The organism is Ruegeria sp. AD11(2025), from assembly GCF_056542405.1.
The window spans coordinates 57,939-78,709 of the sequence record NZ_JBQFZU010000021.1 but is presented as its reverse complement, the minus strand read 5'-3'; the positions used below and the strand labels follow the sequence as shown (position 1 = coordinate 78,709).

Sequence of the window (20,771 nt, the reverse complement as noted above, 5' to 3'; positions counted from 1 at the left end):
GAACGCCTCCTGCGCCGCCTTGAGCGCTCCAACCTGCACACCCGTCGCATTCTTCGCCGCCAACTGCAAAACAGCCCCATACATCATCGGGACCGGTTCAGGATTGAGATCGACCGTCGCCGGGTCAGTTCGGGTTTGCGGGATTTGGCATCGTCTTTCATCCGTCCCTCCTCGAACGTGCGGCGCGAATCGCTGCGTGGCTGTGACGCGCCATTTGTATTCTAAAAAGATACAAAATGTATACAAGAAGTTGACATCATGAACCTTGGACTGCGCCAAGCCACTCGGAGCGTCCGATGGGCCAGCCGCGAACATCACTTTCATTCTGGTCGAGATTGGTTTCCGGAGAGCAGGCAGCGGCCACTGGAAATACGGTGACACGTTCATGGAGGCGTTCCACTAAGTAAACTCTGCGCTCAGCAACTTTGTGGCCGACGTGATGCTGAACCTGATTGGGTGCGCCTAAGGATAGGGACGGACCATCGCCGTCGCTCATCTGGCTAGGGCGATCCACGTTATGCAGATGGTTCAATACTCGGGTATTGCCGCTGCGGATCGCCATTGGCAGCGCGTCCGAAAGCCCCTGGCATCATTCGTAGATGTCCCGTTTTATCGCTACGCACATGCTCAAAAAGGCAAAATGGGCTGAGTATTGGCGGCGGGGGGAGCTGCTCTGGCCGTTGGCGAGCCCAGTTGGTCAGGCGCTCACCCCCTGATCCCGCTCGTACCCCCTCGTTAAATTCAAACTCGTAAACTGATCAGCAGGATTGAGTTTTGGTACGTGCAAAAATGGGCATAACTATTACGAGATCGTGTCAGATCTATGTGTTTTGCAGCCCAAGTTGCTACGCGTGCCTCATTTTGAAAAGTGTAAAAACCTTAAAGGGGCATATGTTGGCCGCCAGTTGTCACTTATGTTTGCGTTAGAACTGGCTTTATGTCATTTTTGTTTAGCCAAGAATGGGACAATTTCTGTAAATAATGGCGTTAATTCGCAACCGAATTTGTTCGAGAGTTTCCAAGTCCTCATCAGGAGTTAACGTTGGAGGACGGATATGAATTTGGAATCCCAGCACGCCGCAGTGGAACTTGCGCCGCGTATCATTTCTATTGCCAAGCGCGAGCGGCAGATTTGTCAGGCGTCCAAAGCAGCCGAGGCCGCGTTCCAACGTATCGCAAACGCGGCCAATGATGGTGTTGCAGTGCAAGGTGAATTGCAGAACCGGGTGTTTTCCATCTTCCGCTGGTATTTCCTGTCCGCTTTTTGCACGCGCCTGCTGACGGATGCAGCGCATCGGTTGGAGCATCAGACCCTGCAGGTGTCTGTGGATATTTTCAGCGCGGTTAAAATGGTCCTGACGGAAAGTGAGATTGAACGCACGATGGCGCTGGTTAGTGTCGAGCGCACATCTCCGACGGTGGTACGCGCCAATGACATCGGCAGTCGCGGGCACACGGTGGGCTGGGTCGCTGCAGGGCTTCATGAAGAAGGTCAAAAATTTCCGGCCGAGATTCAGAACGCCCTAGCTGGTGCGTTAGCGGCGTCGGCCCGGATCAACTGATCCCCGGCAGTGGTTGCCCCTGCGTCAGGCTCTGACTGCATAGTTTACACAAGCACAAATCCTTGCGTACGATCCGGTTGAATTCTTCCGATTGTTTTAACGCAAGGGTTTGAAGCTATGTCAGAAACACTGGACCTTCACAAGTTCGAGAATTTAAGTCCTTTTCAAATCAAAGACGAACTCATTAAGTTGGCCGAGAAAGAAGCGCGCCAGATGGCCTTGCCCTATCTGAATGCTGGACGCGGCAATCCCAACTGGATCGCCACCAAGGCACGCGAAGCGTTTTTCCTGCTGGGCCAGTTCGCAATGACCGAGGCTCAGCGCCACCGCAATGAACCGCAGGTCGGGCTGGCCGGGATGCCGCAGGGGCCGGGCTGCTATGATCGGCTCAAGGCGTATTGTACGGACTCAGTAGATAAGAACGGTCCTCCGGGAGCGGATATTCTGGCCGCCGTGGTGGATTTTGCGATTGAGAAATTCGGCTTCATTCCAGATGATTTCGTGCTGGAACTGACCGACGGTATCGTTGGCGACCATTATCCGATGCCGGACCGTTGCATGAAGCACAATGAGGCGATCGTTCATGAATACGTGATGTGGGCGATGTGCGCGGGGCATCGGCCCGACGCAAAGTTCGACATTTACGCGGTCGAAGGTGGCACCGCGGCGATGTGCTATATTTTTAAAGCGCTCAAGAACCAGCGACTGCTGAACGCGGGTGACACAATTGCGTTGGGGACACCGATCTTCACCCCCTATCTGGAAATGCCGGTGCTGGAAGACTATGGGCTTAACGTGGTGGATGTGTCCTCGGAAGAGGAAGACCATTTCCAGCTAACCGATGACGATCTTGAGCAACTTGCCGACCCGAAGGTCAAAGCGCTGTTTCTGGTCAACCCGGGTAACCCGTCCTCAGTCGCAATCAGCCCCAAAGTGATGGCCCGGCTAGTCGAGTTCGTCAAAACCCGCCGCCCGGATCTGATCATACTGACCGACGACGTCTACGGTACGTTCATTCCGAACTTCCAGTCAGTGATGGGGCACCTGCCCGAGAACACGATCGGGGTCTATTCCTACTCCAAGTATTTCGGCTGCACCGGCTGGCGTCTGGGCGCGATACTGGTGGCCGAGAACAACATCTTCGACAAGATGATCGCCGAAGCGCCGGACGAGACCAAAGCCGTGGTCAACGCGCGATACGAGACGCTGACCCCGGACCCGTCCTCGTTCAAGTTCATCGATCGGATTGTCGCGGACAGCCGCGACGTGGCGCTGAACCACACTGCGGGCCTGTCTCTGCCGCAGCAGGTGATGATGACGCTGTTCTCTTTGGTCGAATTGATGGACGAGGACAAAGGCTACCAGAAGTTCTGCTGGGGCATCCTGAAACACCGCTTTGATGAGCTGGTCAAAGGCATGGGCATCGAAGTGCCCGACAACCCGCTGTTCGACCGGTATTATGGCATAATCGATTTTGAGTTCTGGCTGCGCAAATACGTGGGCGAAGAGGTGGTCGCGTGGATCAAGGAAAACGTCCACCCGCTGGATATCTCGTTCAAGCTGGCGCAGGACCACGGGATTGTGCTGCTGAACGGGTCGGGCTTTGATGCCCCGAACTGGTCCGCACGGGTGTCCTTCGCCAATCTCGATGACAGCGCCTATCGTCAGATTGGTCGCGCGGTACGGGCGGTGGCCGTGGGCTATGTGCAGGCCTATCGCGCCTCGAAAGGGTTGCCGTTGCACGGCTGAATAACGGCGCAGGGGGAGGGGCGAAATGGAATTGATCGGGTCGATATTTGGCCACCATCCCGCCCTTGCCTTGTTCTGCAGCCTCGCCCTTGGCTATGCGCTAGGAAAAATCACCGTCGGCTCGTTCACCGTGGGATCGGTGGCGGGTTGCCTGTTGGCTGGAGTGCTGGTCGGCCAGACCGGGGTGGTGGTGTCGGATGACTTGAAACAGGCGTTTTTTCTGCTGTTCCTGTTCTCGATCGGATACCGGACCGGGCCGCAGTTCTTCCGATCCCTGAACCTGCACGCCTTGCCGCAGATCGCCGTCACAGTGCTGCTGTGTGTCGTGGCGTTGGTGGTGGCCGCGGTGTTGGCCCCGCTGATGAGGCTGTCGGTTGGGATCGCCGCGGGTCTTTTGGCGGGTGGTGTGACCGAAAGTGCTACGCTGGGCGTGGCTATCGATGCCTTTGCCAAAACCGGGGCAGACGAAGCCGCGCAACAGATTTTCGATGGTGAGATCGCCACTGGTTTCGCCGTGGCCTATTTTGTAGGCGTGATCGCCACGATCTTTTTTCACACTCAACTGGCCCCGCGGTTATATGGCCGGTCATTGAAAGAAGCCTGCGCGGAACATGAGGCCGAGCTGGACAATAACGGCGCACCTATGGTGTCGGAACATCGCGATTTTGAAGCCCGCGCCTATCGCATAAACCCCGAGTTTGCGGGCCGTCGAATATCTGAGCTTGAGGCCCGCGTTCCCGATCATGTCCGCGCCTTTTTCGACCGGGTGCGGCGCGGGAACAAGATCCTGCCGACCTCGCGCGATATGGTGCTGCAAGAGGGCGACATCGCTGCCATCGCAGGCGTGCGGTCCTATCTGATCGACCACACTGCCATGCTGGGGGAAGAGGTCGAAGACCCCGAACTTCTGGACCTGCCGGTGCAGACCAACGATATCGTCGTGACCAATAAAGAGGTGGTTAACCAAACGCTGGCCGAACTGTCGGCCCGCCCCGAGGCGCGAACCATCTATCTGCGTGGCATCATGCGCAGCGGTGAGCGGCTGCCGATCTTTCGCGGTGTGACCCTGCACAAGGGCGATGTGCTGACCGTGTCGGGCACCCGTGGACATATTGAAGACGCCGCCAAGCGGTTGGGCTATTTGGATCGCGAAACCACCAAGACCGACATGGTCTTTGTGGCCTTTTTTATTCTGCTGGGCGGGCTGATCGGCATCCCTGCGCTGAAATATGGCGCGATTGAGCTGGGCTTGGGCACCTCGGTCGGGGTGCTGCTGGGCGGACTGGTGGCGGGGTGGCTGCGCTCGGTCCATCGGACGTTTGGCTTCGTACCCGAGGCAACTCTGTGGATCTTCGACTCGCTGGGGCTGTGCGTGTTCGTGGCCTGCGTGGGCATCACCTCGGGGCCCAGTTTTGTAACGGGAGTAATGGAAAGCGGCCCGTCACTGATCTTTGGGTCGGTGGCCATTGTGCTACTGGCCCATGGGTCTGCGGTCTTTGTCGGTCGCAAGGTCTTTGGGATAAACGAGGGTGTTCTGGCGGGCACCTGTTGCGGGGCAGGGACGTCGGCGCCCGGCCTGGCCGCCGTGCAGGAAGCCGCACAGAGTCAGGTTCCAACGCTGGGCTATGGCCTAGGCTACGCCGTTGGCAATGTGCTGCTGGCCCTGTGGGGCTCAGTCATCGTAATCCTGCTGATGTGACTTACGGCACGAACGCCACGACCAGCGGACCCCACAGGGTCAGGAAAATATTCGCCACCGCATAGGTCATGGTGAAGGCAGGCGTCGGGGTTGCGTTGCCGGTCTTTTCCAGCAGCGTCGCAAAGCCTGGATTGCCGGAACGTGACCCTGTCACCACCGCGCAGGCCTCGACCGGGTTTTTGATGCGCAGGACAAAATAGTTGATCGGGAACTGAACGATCATCGGCATCAGCGTGACGACGACACCCAGCAGCAACAGGGTAATGCCGTATTCCTGAATTGCCTCCAGCGCGGGCTTGCCTGCGTTCAGGCCGACGACCCCGACAAATACAGCAAGCCCAAAGCTCTGCAGGAAATTCGCGGCACCCCGGTTGATGCCGCCAATCTTGGGTCGACGGATACGCAGGTACCCGATAATCAACCCGGTCACGAGGCATCCAAGGCCAGACCCCAGCGCCACTTTGGTGCCCGCGATGACAAAGCTGATTTCACCGATCAGATAGCCGACGGCCACGCCGATCCCCAGCGCGATGAAATTCGTGACCGAGGCCGATGGCGGCACATAGCCCGCCACCTTTGATACCCGGTTCAGATCGTCCTTGTGGCCGACGATTGATACCTCGTCACCCGCGTGGATTTCGGTGTTGTGCAAAACGGGCACGTCATGCCCCATGCGCGTGATCTTCGAGATATGGACCCCGCGCCGTTGATCCGCCGTCAATGCTTCGCGCAATTCCGACAGGGTCTTGCCCGCAAGCTTGCGGTTGGTGATGACGACGTTGCGGCGCTCTTCTACAACGGTCAGCTCGGGCGGGTATTCACCGATCTCACCACTTGCGGTGCCCTCAAACTGAGTCAGGGTCGCAACCAGTGCCGACACGACAATTACATCCCCGGCGTTGACGACAGTTTCAGGTGCCGCGTCTACTGGGGTGCCGTCGTGCAACAGCTTCTCGACGATCAGGTCGCCGTCATAGACGCCCTCGATGGTTTTCACAGTTTGGCCCACGATTGTGGCGTCGGCATTCACCTGATAGGCACGAGCGTCGAAGCGGTTCATCGGAAGGAATTCACCTTCCTCAAGCTTGCGCCCGCCACCGCTGAGTTTCTGGGCCAGCTTGATCGCCTCTTGCCGCAGGTCGACGCGCATAATGATCGGGATGACGCTGACGGCAAGAATCGGGCCGATGGAACCAAAGATATAGGTGACCGAGTACCCCACCGCGATGTTTGTCTTGAGCTTTTCAGCCTCGTCCGCCGCCAGCCCCAGAAGGTCGATGGCGTTGCCAGCGGTGCCGATGATGGCGGATTGTGTCAGTCCTCCGGCGGCCAACCCGGCCGCCAACCCTTTGTCCAGCCCGGCCAGTCTGGCGACGACGATGACAAAGAACAGTCCCCAGAGGGTCATCATGAACGCGGCCAGCAGCTTCGTAAGGGCGGTTCGGTTCAGGGCCGCAAAGAACTGTGGTCCGCCATTGTAGCCGACCATGAAGATGAACAGAGAGAAAAAGACGTTCTGGACATCGGTGCTCAGGTTGATGCCGCCGATCTGGCCCACAAAAACCGCCACCAACAGGGTCCCTGCGATGCCGCCCAGTTCGAACTTGCCAACCCGGAACTTACCGACGCCATAACCCAGGCCCAGACAAAGAAACAGCGCCATTATCGGATAGGCGCGAAGCTGTTCTGTGATCAATTCCATCTCAAATTCTCCAGTTGCAAGTCTGGCCTTAACGCCGCCCTGAAAGACGTCTCAGAACGCTGATAAATCTTGGAAATTCAGATTACCCGTGTCGCGCTGCGCTCAGGTAAGCATCGACTTTGTGTTCTGTCAAATTGTCCCCCAAGACCCAGTGGGCGCGAGGACGGTCGAGACACAAGCGTTGCATCCCGGCCTTTGCATCAATGCCTGCTTGTAAACTCTGTGGATATGCGGTTGGGTCGGTTGATCCTGCAACTGAGGTTTTGCCTGTGGCGGTCAATTCGGTAAAGGCGTGATGGCATCAGCAGTGCCGATATTGATTTCGGGTGCGCGCGCGCCAGTTGCGCTGCATCTGGCGCGGTTGTTTGCACAGGCAGGTCACCCGGTGACTTTGGTCGATCACCTGAAACACCCAGTTGCTGCGGCCAACCGATTGGACATCGGGTATCACCGCATTCCGACGTTCACGACTGAGCCCCACGCAGCGCGTGCGGCGCTGTCGGAGATCATTTCGTCCGAGGGCATCAAACTTGTCGTACCCACCTGCGAAGAAACACTGCATCTGGGCGCAATGTGGGCGCAGAACCACATGGGTGCCACATTGTTCGCACCGGAAATTTCATTGCTCGAACGTGTGCACAACAAGTTTACCTTCATAGAATTGTGCCGGGAAATTGGGCTCGACACGCCAGATACCCACCTTCTGACCACCCAAGCCGAATGCGCCGCCTACGCGGCATCTGCACGGGATCTGGTGTTCAAGCCGGTGTGGTCGCGATTCGGGTCCAAGGTGCTGATCCGGCCTGATGCTGCGCGCCTGCGCCGGGTAAAGCCTACGGCGGCGGCGCCTTGGGTTGCTCAGCGCCACGTAGCAGGCGCGGAGCTATGCGTCTACGCCGTGGCGCGTCAGGGCCGAGTTGTTGCGCTTGCTGCCTATCGGGGATTGGTGCGAGCCGGGCCGGGGGCGGCTGTTTGCTTTGAACCTGCCGACGCGGAAATCGTCCGCCCTTTCGTGGAGTGCTTTGTCCGCGCGACCGGATGGACAGGTCAGGTTTCGTTTGACCTGATGCAGACCGACGATGGACAGATAGTCCCGCTCGAATGTAATCCCCGCTCGACAAGCGGGCTGCATTTTTTCACCGACGGGGCGGCTTTCGTACGTGCCATGTTCATGGATGACGCCGAGGTTAAGCCAAACGTCACCGACCCGCAGGCGGTACGGCTGGCGTTACGGCTCTACGGCCTGCCAATGATGCTGCGGCGAAAGGAGCGGCGTGTCTTTCGGGATGCGCTGAGCCGCTCGGGCGATGTTATGGGATGGTCCGGTACGCGGGTGGGGCTGGGGGCACAGCTTCGATCAGTCGCGGAGTTTGCCAGCATCGCTTTGCGGCATCGGATCAGTCTGGAGCGCGCCTCGACCTGGGGTATCGAATGGAACGGAGAGGATCAGAGCTCCATCTCATAGCGTTGCACGCCGGGGGTCAGGGTCTGGCCTGCTTCGATCAGCTCAATCTCGCGCCGCAGAATGTCCAGCGGTCCGATCATGCGGGTGCTGCCGCGTCTGTTCTCGTAGGCCGATGCCAATACCCGTCGATCCTGTTCCAGCGCCACGCGAAACATCGGCTTGAAAAACAGCGCCTTGAGATGACCCAAGCCATGTTGACGCGGGGCACTGAGCCAGCCAATGCCCTCAACCGTTTCCGCATCCGTCTGCCGCAGGTGAAAGGTGGTGGCCAGAACCATTCCCCGAGGCCCCCAATATTCAAGCTCGGCAATTCCCGGGCGGCGATAGCGGCCCACGCCTTTGGTGCGGGCCCCATCCAGCAAGGCGCTGACCAGCCCATGTTGGCGCTCTTCCCCGGTATAGACGGCCTCGACCCAATCCGGGCCGCGCGTCACCTCGACTTGAACCCGGTAGCGTTTGGCTGACAGGCCACGCAACAGGCCCTTGTGCGTGTAATGGGTATGGGTTGCATCAAGGATGTTCTCGGCCACGTCGACCAGGGTCGAGCGCGTCGTACTTTTTACAACCTGCGAAACGATGTCTTGCCCTTGCATCGGGTGAACAAAGGGCGGGGCAGGGGGCCGCCCGCTGGACAGGAAAATCCCGTCGTCCGTTTCCAGAACCCGATAGCGCGGGACACGGCAACGGGGCAGGGGATCGACTGTTCCGGGCATGTCGACACATTTGCCATCGCCCGAAAAGCGCCAGCCATGATAGGGGCATTCGATTGTGTCACCCACCACGCGGCCTTGCGACAGCGGCACCAACCGATGGGGGCATTGGTCGTGCAGCGCCGAGATGCCTGTTCCGTTTCGGAAAAGCACTACGGGTTTGCCGTCAAAATGCACGCGGATCGGTTTGCGCCGCAGGTCGCGGGACCGGGCGACAGCGTGCCATAGGTCAGTTGTCATAATTCGAACCTTTGCAGAAGGGGGACGCCGACGCCTGACAACACGGTTGAAATCGCGCGCAAGGCCATTCTTTGTCGTCTGGGCAGATGTCGGACGTAGACGGTGCTGTATTCTATGGCGGGCACGGCACCCCGATGACGTTTGAACCCCGCTGCACCAGCGCTCATGTTGAACAGCAGACCATGATCCAATGCCGCTTGTTGTGCGAGCGCGGTGATCAACCGATATAGCCCCTCCTTTTGCGGGCGGCTGGTGTCGTAGCCAAGCAGCGGTTGTGTCAGGGTGCGCCCGATCTGAAACCGCCCGCCAAAAGCCGCAAGCTCCCCTTCTTTGCCGCGCAACCCCTCCAGTTCAATCAACCCGCATTGGTGCATTTCAGCGATGAAAGCCGGAGTGTATTGCGGGTTCAGCGGGGTGTACTTTTCCAGATAGAGCAAACGGTAAAGGGCCGCGCACCGGGCATAGTCGCGCGGTTCAAAGGCCTCGTTGGTGACCAATTCATACGGTGTTTTCTGCAGCAGGCGCTGATCGTTTTTCATGTCTTTTTGCAGCTTTGGCGCTTTGCGGCCATCGAACAGGTAGACCTGCCGCGATGGGATCATTTGGAACCCCTCGGCCCGGAAAGCGCTTAGCGTAGACGCGTCCGCATAGGTATTGAGCGAGCGCAATATGATCGCGTGGCCCGGAAACCGCGCCGTCAGGTGGTCGCGCAATGCGGCGGCTGTGGGGCGTTCGATCTGCGTCACCGGGTTGGTGGAAAAAAGCCAATTGTTCACTTGCACCGAGCGGCCTAGCCCAGTGGCACGAACGATAGGCGCCGCGCAATGGATCAGCCTGATCAACGCGTGCCGCATCAGTGGGCAGCTGACAAAATTGCGGGTCTCGTCGATGGCATAGTCGATGTAGCCCGTCACCGGATCACAGATGTAGCAATTGCCTTGCAATCCGCCATCGTTCACCGTCATTGGGACGCTCAACTCACCGATATCCAACTGCTCAACCCGTGTGGACAGGTTTGCAATCAGCGCTTCGGAACGGTGTCGGGCAAAGAGGTCGACAAACTGCGCAACAGGGGCGGGGCTGTCCATCATACACTGCCATTCGGTGCAAAGCGGCGTTCGACCCGCCTGAGTTTCCGCGTCACGTCCAGCACCAGCGGTTTGCGTGCCAATGTGACCTCTGCCCAAAGTCCGCGACGCCTCAGCAGGGTTTCAAGTTGGTGTTTGGCCCGATCCACCGTGTCTGATGGCAAGCCCGGCGGCAGCGTCAGGACAATGTCCTGCGCGCCCGTCTGAACGATCCTGAAATCTGTAATCCGCGGGTCTGCTTTTAGCACGGCGTTGCGCAACACGTCCGGAGTGACGAGTTGCCGCCCCGATTGGCCCGGCAAGTGAAAACAATCGTCCACACGCCCGACCACCTCCTTCACCGCTTGCAAGGGTGAGCCGCAGGGGCAGGGTTCAGGCGCAAGCCTGAGAAGATCATTCATCCGGTAGCGCGCAAGGATCTGTGTGTCCCTTCGAAAGGATGAAATTAACGGTGTGACAAGCCCATCCTCCGCAGGTTCGTACTCAAAATGGATCGAATCTTCGGCCAGATGCAGGCACCCATGGCGGCAGGTCACGCCCAGCAGCCCCTCGGTGGCCATGTAGATTTGCTCCAACGGTGCCCCAAAGGCTGTTTCGATCACCGGCCGGTCCACCGGATCAAGCGTTTCCGCCGCCGAGAAAACACGGGCCGGCTGCACCCGAAAACTCTGTTCCACCATGTGGCGAAGCACTTTCGGCGGGGCGACGATCACCGAGGGGTCGAAGGCTTCCAGCGCGCCCTGCCATGTGTCCGGGCCAACCGTAAGATCGAAGAATCGCAACTGGATTTGCCGGAACTGGTTGGCGCTGTCATACAGCCCGGTTCCTTGGGGCAGGATGATCGCCACCCGCTGCCGGTGCCAAAGAAGATCGGCAATGGTTTTTGCCAGAATGGTCCCCAGCCACCGGTACCGCTCCGCGTCCGAGATGACAAAGAAACCGCGATTTCCACTGGTTCCGGTGCTGGCGCCCACGGTGAGCGAACCGATGCGAAAATCACGCTCCATCGCGTCGCGGACTTGCTCGGCCGTCACGCCGGGCACGTTGTAGCTTCCGAAATCGGCCATGAGCCGGGCCTTGTCCATCTCCGGCAGATCCTGCAACCGGGCCGGTGCATCGGCATGGGCGCGCACCCGTGGCACTGACTGGTTGAGCCAACGTTCAAGCGCGCGGGTCTGCAGCTGTTCGAACCGTATGCGCGAAAGCCCCGCCTTGGAAAGGTGTCGCGTCGTCACAAAGCTTATGGATGTCTGAAGCCGGGCGATCAAAAATGGGCCCCTTCTTCAACATCAAAGGGTGAAGCTCCATCATCGTGGCACAACATGACGAGGCCCCCGGAGTCGCGAAACGCTTGGACATGATCGGTGCTGCGCCGCATGGCATTGTAATCGTCGGAAAGGAGACGTGGCATCAGGCGGGGCCGTGCGGCCCGAGGCAAGGCATCGATCACCCATTGCGCATCCGTGGCGTATAGCAGCGGTTCCTTTAATTGCGGGAACAAAAGCCCGAAATGACCCGCTGCATGACCGGGCAGCGGGACCGACAGAACACTGCCATCCCCAAAGAGGTCATGACCGTCCGGCAGGTGCGGCACGCTTTTACTGGGCCTTTCTTCTACCGGGGTCAGGCGAGCGGTAAAATCATCCGGAAGCAGTTCTGCAAAAACCCCGTGCCGGATGTTCTGAAATTTCCCGTTGCGTTGAAGACTTGCCCAGGCCGCCATGCTGCACATGAATTGCGCGTTTGGAAATTCCGACAGCCCAGAGACATGATCGGCGTGAAAATGGGTGACAATGACAGTGGTGATATCCCGGGGGGCAAGACCAAAGCGGTTCAGGAACGGTCGCGGCTGCGCATCGTCGTTCAGTATGGGGGCGAAGGCGCGCCCGTAAGCCCGCAGCCACCCGCTCCGTTCCGGTCCTTGGACGCTGTGGGCGGTGTAGCCGGTATCGATGAGAACCGGCCCTGCATCAGGATGCACAAAGAGGCCGTAGCGGACCCTTAACCAATGCTTCCGCCACGAGCCTGTCCGCAAGATGAACCTTTCGCGTGCACTGATCCAGGCGCTGTTGGCAAAAACTGGTTTCATGTCGCATCTCCTGCTGCAAAGGTGCGCTCAAGACCTTCGGAAAAGGAAACTCTTGGGACCCAGCCCAATTCGCTTTGGGCGCGCGAGATATTAAGGCTTTGCGCAAAGGCAAACAGACTGAGAGCATACCTTGTGATCGGTGGTTCAGGTTGGCCGGGTCGCAACAGGGCTATTGCTTCGGCCGCCCGGGCAGCAATCAATGCCGGCGTCAACGGCATGTTTCGCCACTGAGGTGTGATCCCGGCACGCTTGCAAGCGCGTTCGGCGATTTCACTGATCGGGATCACTTCGCCACCGGAAATATTGAAAACCCGCTGCTCAACCGAAGACCCGGCATGGAGGGCGGCCAAGACCGCCTCAACCACGTCGTCCACGAATGTCAGGTCAATCCGCGCCCGCCCATCACGAAACCGGGGCAACGCACGTACCCTTGCAGAGTTCAGCAACCGAGGCAAAAGCGAGCGGTCACCGGGCCCGTAGAGGCCGCGCGGCCGCAGTACGACAGGCCCGACCTCTCGGGCTGCCATCACAAGGCCCTCGGCAGCGATCTTGCTTGCCGCGTAAGCTGTAAACGGGCGGGGCAGAGTTGTGTCTTCGCTTAGGTCCAACTGATCGTTCAGGGAGAAATACACCGAGGGGCTGGAAATAAAGACCAACCGCCTGATGCTGCGTTTTCGCGCGAAATCCAGCACTGCCTGCGTACCCAGAACATTTGCGTTGTGAAACGCCCGGCGCGGGCCAAATGGCGCGGACAAGCCTGCGCAGTGAACAATCGCGGCAATGTCATCGGGTATCCGGGCAACGGGTGCCGGATCGGGCAGGGACCAGCATAAGGTGCGCATTCCCTGATCCTCGAGTGCCGCCAGACGCCCGGTGTCGCGCCCCTGGCCAATGCCCCGCGTGCCCAGCCGACGCAGAATAGCACCGCCCAGAAAGCCGGTGGCCCCGGTGACAAGAATGCGCTCCGCCATCTCAGATCACCAAGGCGGCACCGCCGATGCTGACGCCAGCGGAAGTTCCAAGCATAAGAACCCTGCAGCCTTCGGCCAATCGGCCCTTTTCCCTGGCGATATCGAGAGCAAAGGGAATGGAGGCCGCAATTTGGTTTCCATAGTCTTCGACAATACACACGACCTGATCCCGGTCGAATCCAGTCTGTCGGATCATATGCTCAAGCCCCGCTGGGCTGGCCTGATGGGGGATCACAAGATCTACGTCGGACCGCGTCCAGCCTGCCTGACCTAGCAGGTCATCCACAAAGGTGTTGAAATACTGCGATGTCAGCCGGAACAATGCCTTGCCGTCCATCCCGAACTTGGCGTTGGCAACAAACGCGTCGCGGTCGGTTTCAAAGTCGAACCGGGTGCCACCTGCGCCGATGCTGCAGGCCTCGTATGCCGAGGGAAAGCTGCGGAGCCGGATTGCCTTGATTTCACCGGGTTTGTCGTCGCCAGATGGCCCCAACACCACCGCCGCAGCGCCGTCCCCGAAAAGGGCTGCGACTTCGGGCTGATCATTCCACGGCAACGCACGTGAGGCGATTTCCGACGATATCACCAACGCCCGCTTTGCGGCGCCGCCATCGATCATCCGCGCCGCAGTCTCAAGCGCGCTAACAAAGCTGAGACAGGTGCTGTTGATATCAAACGCTGCAGCGGTTCCATCGGGTATCCCCAATGCTCGCATGATCAACGGCGCGGTCGAAGGGATAGGTTGAAAGGGCACGGAGGACCCTGAGATAACCAAATCGACGTCGCCAGCAGAAAGACCGGCATTTTCAAGCGACGCGAGACCAGCAGCCTTTGCCAGATCAATCTGTGTCTCGTCGTCACAGACAAATCGCCGTTTTACACCGGTAGAAGAGATGCGATCTATTAATCCCAAATCGAATTCTATCGCGCTAGTCAGCAGTGAATTTGTCGGCAGGGACCGACCGGTTCCGAGAACGGAAACTTTCATATTTGTTCCTACGGTTGAGCCTTTGTCATATAGCTCGGCCGCGTTTTTTAAGAAATGGAGTAATTCCTCACCTGTACATAGGACAGACAATTTTGGATTGAAGTAACAAGTCATGCGACCGCTCTCCATGAGTTGAGAACGCGCAAGCATCTGTTGGCGAACCACTTCTACGGCGGCCCTCCGGTCCAATTGATTTTCGGTAACAAGCAGCAACTTATCGACAAACTGTTTCGTCGGGCGTCGGCTAAAGCCTCAAGCTCTTTCGCAAAGCTGGAGCGGAAATGTCCGATCCTCAGGCTTAATAGCAACGGCGATGTTGCATACTGATCGAATGTCAGCTTTAGGGTGCCCATTCAATCAGATAGCAAAGCGACGACCTGATCTGTTTCGGGTCTTCGACGCGATTGCCGTGGCACTTGGATCACGAGACAACTATCTGTTTGGCAGGATTTCGTATGCGCAAGCGTTAGCGTTCCCGATGCCAGAGCCTCTTTGATCAAGCATAGATGCCCGATCAATACGCCTGCGCCGGCTTTGGCCTCTTCGACGGCTAGACTGTAGAGCGAAAACTGAGGACCACTTTGATCATCGTTCAGATGACATCCAGTGTTTCGTGACCAAATCGCCCAATCGTCTTTCCAAACCTGATCGTGCAGCAATGGAACGTCTTCAAAACCCTTTTCGCTCTGCGCACGATCCAGAAGAATGGGCGCACAAACCGGAGCGATCACATCCTGGCTGACCACAATTTGGTTTGGCGAACCGTCCGGCGGGGCAAAAAAGATCGACAGATCGAACAGCTCACGCTCCAGGCTTGGCGGGGTCTCCATCGCTGTGACGGAAAAAACGACGTCTGGAAGCTGCGCTCTGATCCGCCGCAGTTTTTCGGGTAACCAGAGTTGCGCTACACTGGGTAGGGCGGCGATATGAAAATCGGCTTTGCGCTTGAGATTACGCAGCGCTCGGGCGGCATCGGCCAATTGGTCAAATGCCGAGGTAAAATCCTTAACAAGAGAATGCCCCTCAGGTGTAAGTTCAACCCCTTGGGCATTGCGACGAAAGAGCGGAGCACCTGCCCATTCTTCCAGCGCTTTGATGTGTTGAGAAATTGCGCCCGGTGAGACGCTCAGCTCTTCGGCTGCTGCAGCAAAGCTGATGTGGCGTGCAGCTGCCTCAAAGGCGCGCATGGCGTTTAGGGGTGGTCCCTTTGGGCGTTTGGGAGCAACGCTCATTTCTTTAGCCTTAGTTTTTCTACGCCAAGAAATAGCAATTCTGCTTTGCGATGTCACGCGGCTGCGGTCACATTGGGAAAAACAGGAGATCGACAGATGACACTTGCACGAAGAGATTGGGTGCCCGCTGTAAGCGAAGCCTTGGTTCAGGACATCGCGACAAAGGCCGCTTCGATACCGTCGTGCGATCTTTTGGCCCGGATTGAGCATCTGGCAGAGGAAAACCGTCGCATTCACGAAAAGGAGTGCTTTAACCTCAACCCGGCAACTAATGTGATGAATCCAAAGGCCGAGGCGCTTCTGTCCTCAGGTATCGGGTCTCGACCCTCACTGGGTTACCCCGGGGACAAATATGAAATGGGGCTGGAGGCAATTGAAGAGATTGAAATCATCGCCGCAGAACTTTGTGCCGACGTTTTTGACGCCCAGTTTGCCGAGGTTCGGGTGCCTTCAGGCGCCATTGCCAACCTCTACGGTTTCATGGCGACTTGCAAACCAGGCGACACAATAATTGCTTCGCCTGCATCGATTGGCGGGCACGTGACCCATCATTTGGCTGGTTGCGCGGGACTTTTCGGCCTGCGTACCATCGAGGCCCCCATAAATGCTGACGGTTACACCGTCGATCTGGATCAGTTACGCAACCTGGCAATGACCAATAGGCCCAAGCTGATCACAGTTGGCGGCAGTCTGAATCTTTTTGAACACCCCGTAGCCGAGGTGCGCTCCATTGCGGATGAAGTCGGAGCAAAGGTCATGTTTGACGCTGCCCACCAATGCGGCATCATTGCTGGGCGCGCATGGTCCAACCCATTGAAAGAGGGTGCGCATTTCATGACCATGAGCACCTACAAGAGTCTCGGCGGTCCGGCAGGGGGTCTGATCGTTTCGAACGATGCCGACATCGCCAAGGCGCTGGACGCCATCGCCTTCCCCGGCATGACAGCCAATTTCGATGCGGCAAAGACAGCCGCGCTCGCGGTCACTATGCTGGATTGGAAAGATTTTGGCCCGGCCTACGCGAACGAGATGATCGCCATGTCAAAAGCTCTGGCCGAAGCTTTGCATATGAAAGGTGTTCCAGTCTTCTCTGGCAGGGATGGCTTCACCAAGTCCCACCAATTCGCGGTTCTGGCACAGCCCTTCGGAGGCGGCCAATCGGCTTCTAAACAGTTGCGCAAAAACGGGTTCCTCTCCTGTGGCATTGGATTGCCCGTCGAACCGGTCGAGGGTGACATGAATGGCCTCCGGATTGGCACACCCGAATTGGTCCGCTGGGGCATGACTTCTGGTGACGCAGAGCGTTTGGCCGACCTGATCAAGCGAGGCCTGAGCGGTGAGCCTGTTTTGTCGGAGGTCTCTGCCTGGCGTGGTGAGTTCAACCGACTGCATTTCGTGAATTAGAATCAAAGCAGCCATCTGAACGAACCTCCCAGATGGCAGCTTTGTCCTGCGCCTGTATCGCTTAGTTGTCCTGCATGAACGGCCGCTGCCGATTGCAAATGATCATTATGTGTCAAACTACCTGGCAGGGATCATTTTTGGTGCGAATGACTAAAGTGACGGCAACGCTATCACGTTTAGGTTCTGGACCCATTAAATTGGTTGCCGTGATCTCGACTGCGTGGATCACGCCCTTGGATTTCAGGGGTGTGCACTGAGCAATCTATTCTGTCTGACTGACGAACAAATGGGGCGTCTTCAGCCTTGCTTTCCGAAGAGCCATGGCAAGCCAAGGGTTAACGACCGGCGTGCTCTGAGCGGGATTATCTTTATAAACCGCAATGGGTTGCGGTGTCCGAAGCACCTCGCGAATATGGACCGCCAAAGACGCTGTACAACCGATGGAAGCGGTGGAGCAACATGGGTGTGTTCGCTCGGATCATGGAAGGATTGGCTGCTGAAGATACGGATCACAAGACGATCATGATCGACGCAACATACCTCAAAGTGCACCGCACTGCCTCAAGCCTGCGGGTGAAAAAGGTGGTGCGTGGCAGTCTGATCGGTAGGATCAAGGGTGGAATGAACACAAAGCTTCACGCCATTACCGACAGCGTTGGCCGCCCAATTCGGTTCTTCATCTCCACCGGCCAAGTTGGCGATTGTGCTGGGGCCAGGGCTTTGGTGAACGACTTGCCATCGGCTGAATGGTCATTGGGTGATCGTGGTTAAAATGCGGGCAGGTTCCGTGAAGCCCTTATAGACAAGGGAAAAAAGCCCTGCACTTCAGGCCGAAAATCACGCGACAAGCCTGTCCGGTACGACAAGCGCCGCTACGAACGCCGCAACAAGATCGGGATTTTGTTCGGACGCCTGAAGGGCGGGCGTCGTGTTGCCACTCGCTGTGATCTATGCCCGAAAGTCGTCCTCTCGGCCATCGCGCCCGCAGCCATTGTCAAATCAAGGAGTCTGAAACCTAGTCACTCGGTCAAAAGAGCTGAAAGCCCATTCGCCCCTTTTTGCAGTATGCCCAGAAACGACATCAGACTTTTGACGTCATGACGTTGTGTAGGCGCGTGAACCGAAAGCGTGCCCACCAGTCGACCTTGCCCGTCCTGAACGGGTACAGCCAGGGCAGTCATTCCGGTCATGAATTCCTCGTCATCTGTGGAATAACTATTCTCAGAGATACGTTGGATCTCGGCTCGCAACAGCTTGGGATCAGTCAGTGAGCGTTCGGTTTGTGGCTGCAGATGCCCTGCTGAAAGAAACCCATCCAGCTTTTTTTGCCGTAGCGTGGACAGGTACATCTTGCCGCTGGCGGTGCAGTGGAAGGGCACCTGAGTCCCGACCGGGAGTTGAATTCGCAGAGGCCATTTGGTCTCCACCCGGTCGAGATAGATCATCCCCTCTCGGTCAGGAATGGCGAGGTTGCATGTCTCGCCAACTTCTTCTGCCACACTGCGCAAGATTGCCAGACGCGCCGTACGTAGGTGCTCGGACGACATTATATTGACCGAAAGCCGCCGCAGCCGGTGTCCCGGACCGTACGACCGACCATCCAGATCGCGCTGCAGGAAGCCTTCAGCCTCAGCGGTTTGCAGCAAGCGATGGACGGTCGGCTTGGCTAAACCCAGTGTCTCAATCAGGTCCGCTGGCTTGACGGCGACCCCGCGCCGCGCCACTTCCTCGAGGATCAGAAGAAGGCGCAGGTTGGTCGGTATCTGAGTTTCTTTGTCTTGTGTTTCCGTCTCGGCCATCCCGCAACAGTCTAGTTATTTGGCAGCAGGATCAAGGCCAGATCGGGCACAAGCGACACCAAAATCCACACCGACAGCAAAGCTACCAGATATGGGACTGTGTACCGCAACAGCCGGAAATAAGGTACGCCGGTCACACCTGAAGCCACGTAGAGGTTAAGCCCGTAAGGCGGAGTGATAAAGCCGATGGATGCGCCCACAAGGAAGATCACCGAGAAATGGATTGGATCAATCCCAACTGAAGCCGCAATTGGTGCTAGGATCGGTGCCAGGATGATCGTCACCGGCAGACTCTCCAGCACCATGCCCGAGAAGAAGACGATCACCATCGAGGTAAACAGCACCGCGTGATATCCGCCCATCGAGGTCACGAAATCCCCAATGGTTTGCTGCGCGCCGAGTAGCGACAGAATCTGCTGCATCACCACCGAGATAGCTATCAGCGGAGCGAGGATGCCTGTGATCTGGGCCGAACGGATAACGATTGAGGGGATTTCGGGGATCGTGAACCCTTCAACCACGAACATCTCGGCATAACTCTTCTCGGTTGGTGATATGTCGTTCCGCGCACCCATGATGCGGTTGATCGGATAGCTGACCAGACCGGCGATCACGCAGAAGCCAACGGTCACACCCGCTGCCTCAGTAGGAGAAAACTTGCCAGTATAGATGCCCCACAGAACCAACCCGATAGCGAAGAAGCCCAGCCATGCTCCGAATGCGGTTTTCAGCACGCGGTTCAGTTGCAGCGGGATCAGGTGACCCCAGCCGTTCATTCGGCAGATGATCCAACATGCAAACTGCATTCCGAAAACCATCAGCGCGCCTGGCAGAATGCCCGCCACAAACAGCTCGGAAATCGGCAGGTTCATCAGGAACCCGTAGACGATGAAGATAATCGAAGGAGGAATGATGATCCCCACCGTGCCGCCTGCTGCCGCGGTCGCGGCGCTGAAGCGTTCATCGTAGCCGCCTTTGACCATTTCAGGGTGCAGCATCGAGCCGATGGTCGCCGTGGTGGCCGAGTTCGATCCTGAAATCGCAGCAAACAATCCGCAGGCCCCCAAAGATGCCATCGCCAATCCGCCGCGTATCCAACCAAGACAGGCGTAGGCAAAATCGCTGAGTCTTCGGGCAATGCCGGACTTGTTGATCAGATCTCCGGTCAGGATGAAAAGCGGCATCGCCAACAGAGCAAAGCCCTTGTTGAACACGTTCAACAGCTCGGCGCCCATATTGTCCAGCGTCAGACCCAGGACGAAGGAACAGCCAATGACCCAATAGCCGATAACCAGCAACACCGGTACGCCCAGCATGAATAGAAAGGTGACCCCTAGCGAGATCAGTGTAACCATGGTTCCATCAGTCATCAGTCTGCTCCGATCACGGCCTGCTGGATCAGCGGCTCACCTGTTTTCCAGTTATGCAGATCGTCAGCGAGGTTCTGAAAAACGCGCCCGACCATCAGAAAGAACGACAGTGGCGCTGCCAAAAGGAACCACCACTGCATGATATTGTCGGTACCCAGAACAATCTGAAAGTTCGACGCCGACAACGCCACCAACCGGGTTGTGGTCACAATGACGATCACCGCAAAGATGAACCACAGCACCGCGTCGAGGATCAGGCAGGCTAATTGGCCGCCGCGCGGCATGGCCGTGCGAAACTCGCTAAAGCTCAAATGGGTGCGCAGACGAACGTTGTAGGATGCGCCAAACCACGCCATTACCATGAACAGCAGCGGCGGGATGGTGGTCGACCACGGCTCCTGATCGTTGAACACGAACCGGTCAATCACGCCCCAAAAAATGATCAGGGCAATGGCAAGATAGGAATACACCATAACCGACCGCTCCAGGTGGCGTTCGATAAAGGGCACCGCCCGATAGATCAGCATGATCACAAACCCACCAAGGGCCGAGACCACTGCCCCCAACACCCATGTGGCATTGGATTCCAGCGCGGATTGAATCTCGAACGAATCCTGGCTGAGAAAGGCGCTGAATATCGCACCTATATCTGCCCAAAAAGACATGTATCCCATCCTCCCAGTCGGTATTTGGTTGAACCGGC

The 20,771-nt window shown here is 57.7% G+C and carries 16 protein-coding genes and 2 pseudogenes; 6 read left to right on the top strand and 12 right to left on the bottom strand.

Features of this window, described 5'->3' with window-relative positions:
- A pseudogene (locus ACR1XY_RS17950) lies at positions 1-387 on the bottom strand (hypothetical protein); the annotation flags it as partial.
- Positions 388-1,055: 668 nt separating this feature from the next.
- Here ACR1XY_RS17950 and ACR1XY_RS17945 point away from each other — a divergent pair.
- From ACR1XY_RS17945 to aspT (ACR1XY_RS17935), 3 genes are all read left to right on the top strand, one after another.
- Positions 1,056-1,562, top strand: coding sequence for a hypothetical protein (locus tag ACR1XY_RS17945; protein WP_480595292.1), 507 nt, complete (start codon positions 1,056-1,058; stop codon positions 1,560-1,562).
- A 117-nt stretch (positions 1,563-1,679) separates the two neighbouring features.
- Positions 1,680-3,311 (top strand): bifunctional aspartate transaminase/aspartate 4-decarboxylase, encoded by a 1,632-nt coding sequence (locus ACR1XY_RS17940; RefSeq protein WP_480595291.1) that lies wholly within the window; start codon positions 1,680-1,682, stop codon positions 3,309-3,311.
- Between the two features lie 25 nt (positions 3,312-3,336).
- Positions 3,337-5,010, top strand: a complete 1,674-nt coding sequence (gene aspT, locus ACR1XY_RS17935; protein WP_480595290.1) for an aspartate-alanine antiporter — start codon at positions 3,337-3,339, stop codon at positions 5,008-5,010.
- Position 5,011: 1 nt separating this feature from the next.
- On the opposite strand, the gene aspT (ACR1XY_RS17930) is transcribed toward aspT (ACR1XY_RS17935), so the two are convergent.
- Positions 5,012-6,712 carry an aspartate-alanine antiporter gene (gene aspT / locus ACR1XY_RS17930; protein WP_480595289.1) on the bottom strand — a complete coding sequence of 567 codons (1,701 nt, stop codon included), beginning with the start codon at positions 6,710-6,712 and terminating at the stop codon, positions 5,012-5,014.
- 295 nt (positions 6,713-7,007) lie between these two features.
- Here aspT (ACR1XY_RS17930) and ACR1XY_RS17925 point away from each other — a divergent pair, with 295 nt between their 5' ends.
- Positions 7,008-8,177: an ATP-grasp domain-containing protein gene (locus ACR1XY_RS17925; protein WP_480595288.1), complete on the top strand. Its 1,170-nt coding sequence runs from the start codon at positions 7,008-7,010 to the stop codon at positions 8,175-8,177.
- Here the strand turns inward: ACR1XY_RS17925 and ACR1XY_RS17920 are convergent.
- The 7 genes from ACR1XY_RS17920 to ACR1XY_RS17890 form a co-directional block, all read right to left on the bottom strand.
- A complete protein-coding gene (locus ACR1XY_RS17920) occupies positions 8,159-9,127 on the bottom strand; it encodes a Rieske 2Fe-2S domain-containing protein (RefSeq protein WP_480595287.1) in 969 nt (322 codons plus the stop codon). The two genes, ACR1XY_RS17925 and ACR1XY_RS17920, sit on opposite strands and share 19 nt — an antisense overlap.
- Positions 9,124-10,218 (bottom strand): GNAT family N-acetyltransferase, encoded by a 1,095-nt coding sequence (locus tag ACR1XY_RS17915; RefSeq protein ID WP_480595286.1) that lies wholly within the window; start codon positions 10,216-10,218, stop codon positions 9,124-9,126. Before ACR1XY_RS17915 ends, ACR1XY_RS17920 begins: the two co-directional genes overlap by 4 nt.
- Positions 10,215-11,483, bottom strand: a complete 1,269-nt coding sequence (locus tag ACR1XY_RS17910) for a CoF synthetase (protein WP_480595285.1) — start codon at positions 11,481-11,483, stop codon at positions 10,215-10,217. The genes ACR1XY_RS17915 and ACR1XY_RS17910 overlap by 4 nt, the downstream gene beginning before the upstream one ends.
- Positions 11,480-12,304 carry an MBL fold metallo-hydrolase gene (locus ACR1XY_RS17905; protein ID WP_480595284.1) on the bottom strand — a complete coding sequence of 275 codons (825 nt, stop codon included), beginning with the start codon at positions 12,302-12,304 and terminating at the stop codon, positions 11,480-11,482. The genes ACR1XY_RS17910 and ACR1XY_RS17905 overlap by 4 nt, the downstream gene beginning before the upstream one ends.
- Positions 12,301-13,275 carry an NAD-dependent epimerase/dehydratase family protein gene (locus ACR1XY_RS17900; protein WP_480595282.1) on the bottom strand — a complete coding sequence of 325 codons (975 nt, stop codon included), beginning with the start codon at positions 13,273-13,275 and terminating at the stop codon, positions 12,301-12,303. Before ACR1XY_RS17900 ends, ACR1XY_RS17905 begins: the two co-directional genes overlap by 4 nt.
- 1 nt (position 13,276) lies before the next feature.
- Positions 13,277-14,263, bottom strand: coding sequence for a 3-oxoacyl-ACP synthase III family protein (locus ACR1XY_RS17895; protein WP_480595280.1), 987 nt, complete (start codon positions 14,261-14,263; stop codon positions 13,277-13,279).
- Positions 14,264-14,616: 353 nt separating this feature from the next.
- Entirely contained in the window at positions 14,617-15,495 is an 879-nt protein-coding gene (locus ACR1XY_RS17890; RefSeq protein WP_480595278.1) for a LysR family transcriptional regulator, read from the bottom strand.
- Positions 15,496-15,591: 96 nt separating this feature from the next.
- Between ACR1XY_RS17890 and ACR1XY_RS17885 the strand changes: the two genes are divergently transcribed.
- Together ACR1XY_RS17885 and ACR1XY_RS17880 are read left to right on the top strand one after the other, a co-directional pair.
- Entirely contained in the window at positions 15,592-16,899 is a 1,308-nt protein-coding gene (locus tag ACR1XY_RS17885; protein ID WP_480595276.1) for an aminotransferase class I/II-fold pyridoxal phosphate-dependent enzyme, read from the top strand.
- A gap of 253 nt (positions 16,900-17,152) precedes the next feature.
- Positions 17,153-17,895: pseudogene (locus tag ACR1XY_RS17880) on the top strand (IS5 family transposase); the annotation flags it as partial.
- A gap of 23 nt (positions 17,896-17,918) precedes the next feature.
- On the opposite strand, the gene ACR1XY_RS17875 reads toward ACR1XY_RS17880, so the two are convergent.
- The 3 genes from ACR1XY_RS17875 to ACR1XY_RS17865 are packed head-to-tail and all read right to left on the bottom strand — an operon-like array spanning position 17,919 to position 20,733.
- Positions 17,919-18,698, bottom strand: a complete 780-nt coding sequence (locus ACR1XY_RS17875) for an IclR family transcriptional regulator (RefSeq protein ID WP_480595274.1) — start codon at positions 18,696-18,698, stop codon at positions 17,919-17,921.
- Positions 18,699-18,709: 11 nt separating this feature from the next.
- On the bottom strand, positions 18,710-20,068 hold the full coding sequence (locus ACR1XY_RS17870; protein WP_480595272.1) for a TRAP transporter large permease: 1,359 nt from the start codon (positions 20,066-20,068) through the stop codon (positions 18,710-18,712).
- Complete coding sequence (locus ACR1XY_RS17865) at positions 20,068-20,733, bottom strand: TRAP transporter small permease (protein WP_480595270.1); 666 nt, start codon at positions 20,731-20,733, stop codon at positions 20,068-20,070. Before ACR1XY_RS17865 ends, ACR1XY_RS17870 begins: the two co-directional genes overlap by 1 nt.
- Positions 20,734-20,771 lie beyond the last annotated feature (38 nt).

Bases quoted from the DNA above. Each gene is read 5' to 3' on its own strand.
- ACR1XY_RS17945 (WP_480595292.1), top strand. From the start codon at position 1,056: ATGAATTTGGAATCCCAGCACGCCGCAGTGGAACTTGCGCCGCGTATC.
- ACR1XY_RS17940 (WP_480595291.1), top strand. From the start codon at position 1,680: ATGTCAGAAACACTGGACCTTCACAAGTTCGAGAATTTAAGTCCTTTT.
- aspT (WP_480595290.1), top strand. From the start codon at position 3,337: ATGGAATTGATCGGGTCGATATTTGGCCACCATCCCGCCCTTGCCTTG.
- aspT (WP_480595289.1), bottom strand. From the start codon at position 6,712: ATGGAATTGATCACAGAACAGCTTCGCGCCTATCCGATAATGGCGCTG.
- ACR1XY_RS17925 (WP_480595288.1), top strand. From the start codon at position 7,008: ATGGCATCAGCAGTGCCGATATTGATTTCGGGTGCGCGCGCGCCAGTT.
- ACR1XY_RS17920 (WP_480595287.1), bottom strand. From the start codon at position 9,127: ATGACAACTGACCTATGGCACGCTGTCGCCCGGTCCCGCGACCTGCGG.
- ACR1XY_RS17915 (WP_480595286.1), bottom strand. From the start codon at position 10,218: ATGATGGACAGCCCCGCCCCTGTTGCGCAGTTTGTCGACCTCTTTGCC.
- ACR1XY_RS17905 (WP_480595284.1), bottom strand. From the start codon at position 12,304: ATGAAACCAGTTTTTGCCAACAGCGCCTGGATCAGTGCACGCGAAAGG.
- ACR1XY_RS17900 (WP_480595282.1), bottom strand. From the start codon at position 13,275: ATGGCGGAGCGCATTCTTGTCACCGGGGCCACCGGCTTTCTGGGCGGT.
- ACR1XY_RS17895 (WP_480595280.1), bottom strand. From the start codon at position 14,263: ATGAAAGTTTCCGTTCTCGGAACCGGTCGGTCCCTGCCGACAAATTCA.
- ACR1XY_RS17890 (WP_480595278.1), bottom strand. From the start codon at position 15,495: ATGAGCGTTGCTCCCAAACGCCCAAAGGGACCACCCCTAAACGCCATG.
- ACR1XY_RS17885 (WP_480595276.1), top strand. From the start codon at position 15,592: ATGACACTTGCACGAAGAGATTGGGTGCCCGCTGTAAGCGAAGCCTTG.
- ACR1XY_RS17875 (WP_480595274.1), bottom strand. From the start codon at position 18,698: ATGGCCGAGACGGAAACACAAGACAAAGAAACTCAGATACCGACCAAC.
- ACR1XY_RS17870 (WP_480595272.1), bottom strand. From the start codon at position 20,068: ATGACTGATGGAACCATGGTTACACTGATCTCGCTAGGGGTCACCTTT.
- ACR1XY_RS17865 (WP_480595270.1), bottom strand. From the start codon at position 20,733: ATGTCTTTTTGGGCAGATATAGGTGCGATATTCAGCGCCTTTCTCAGC.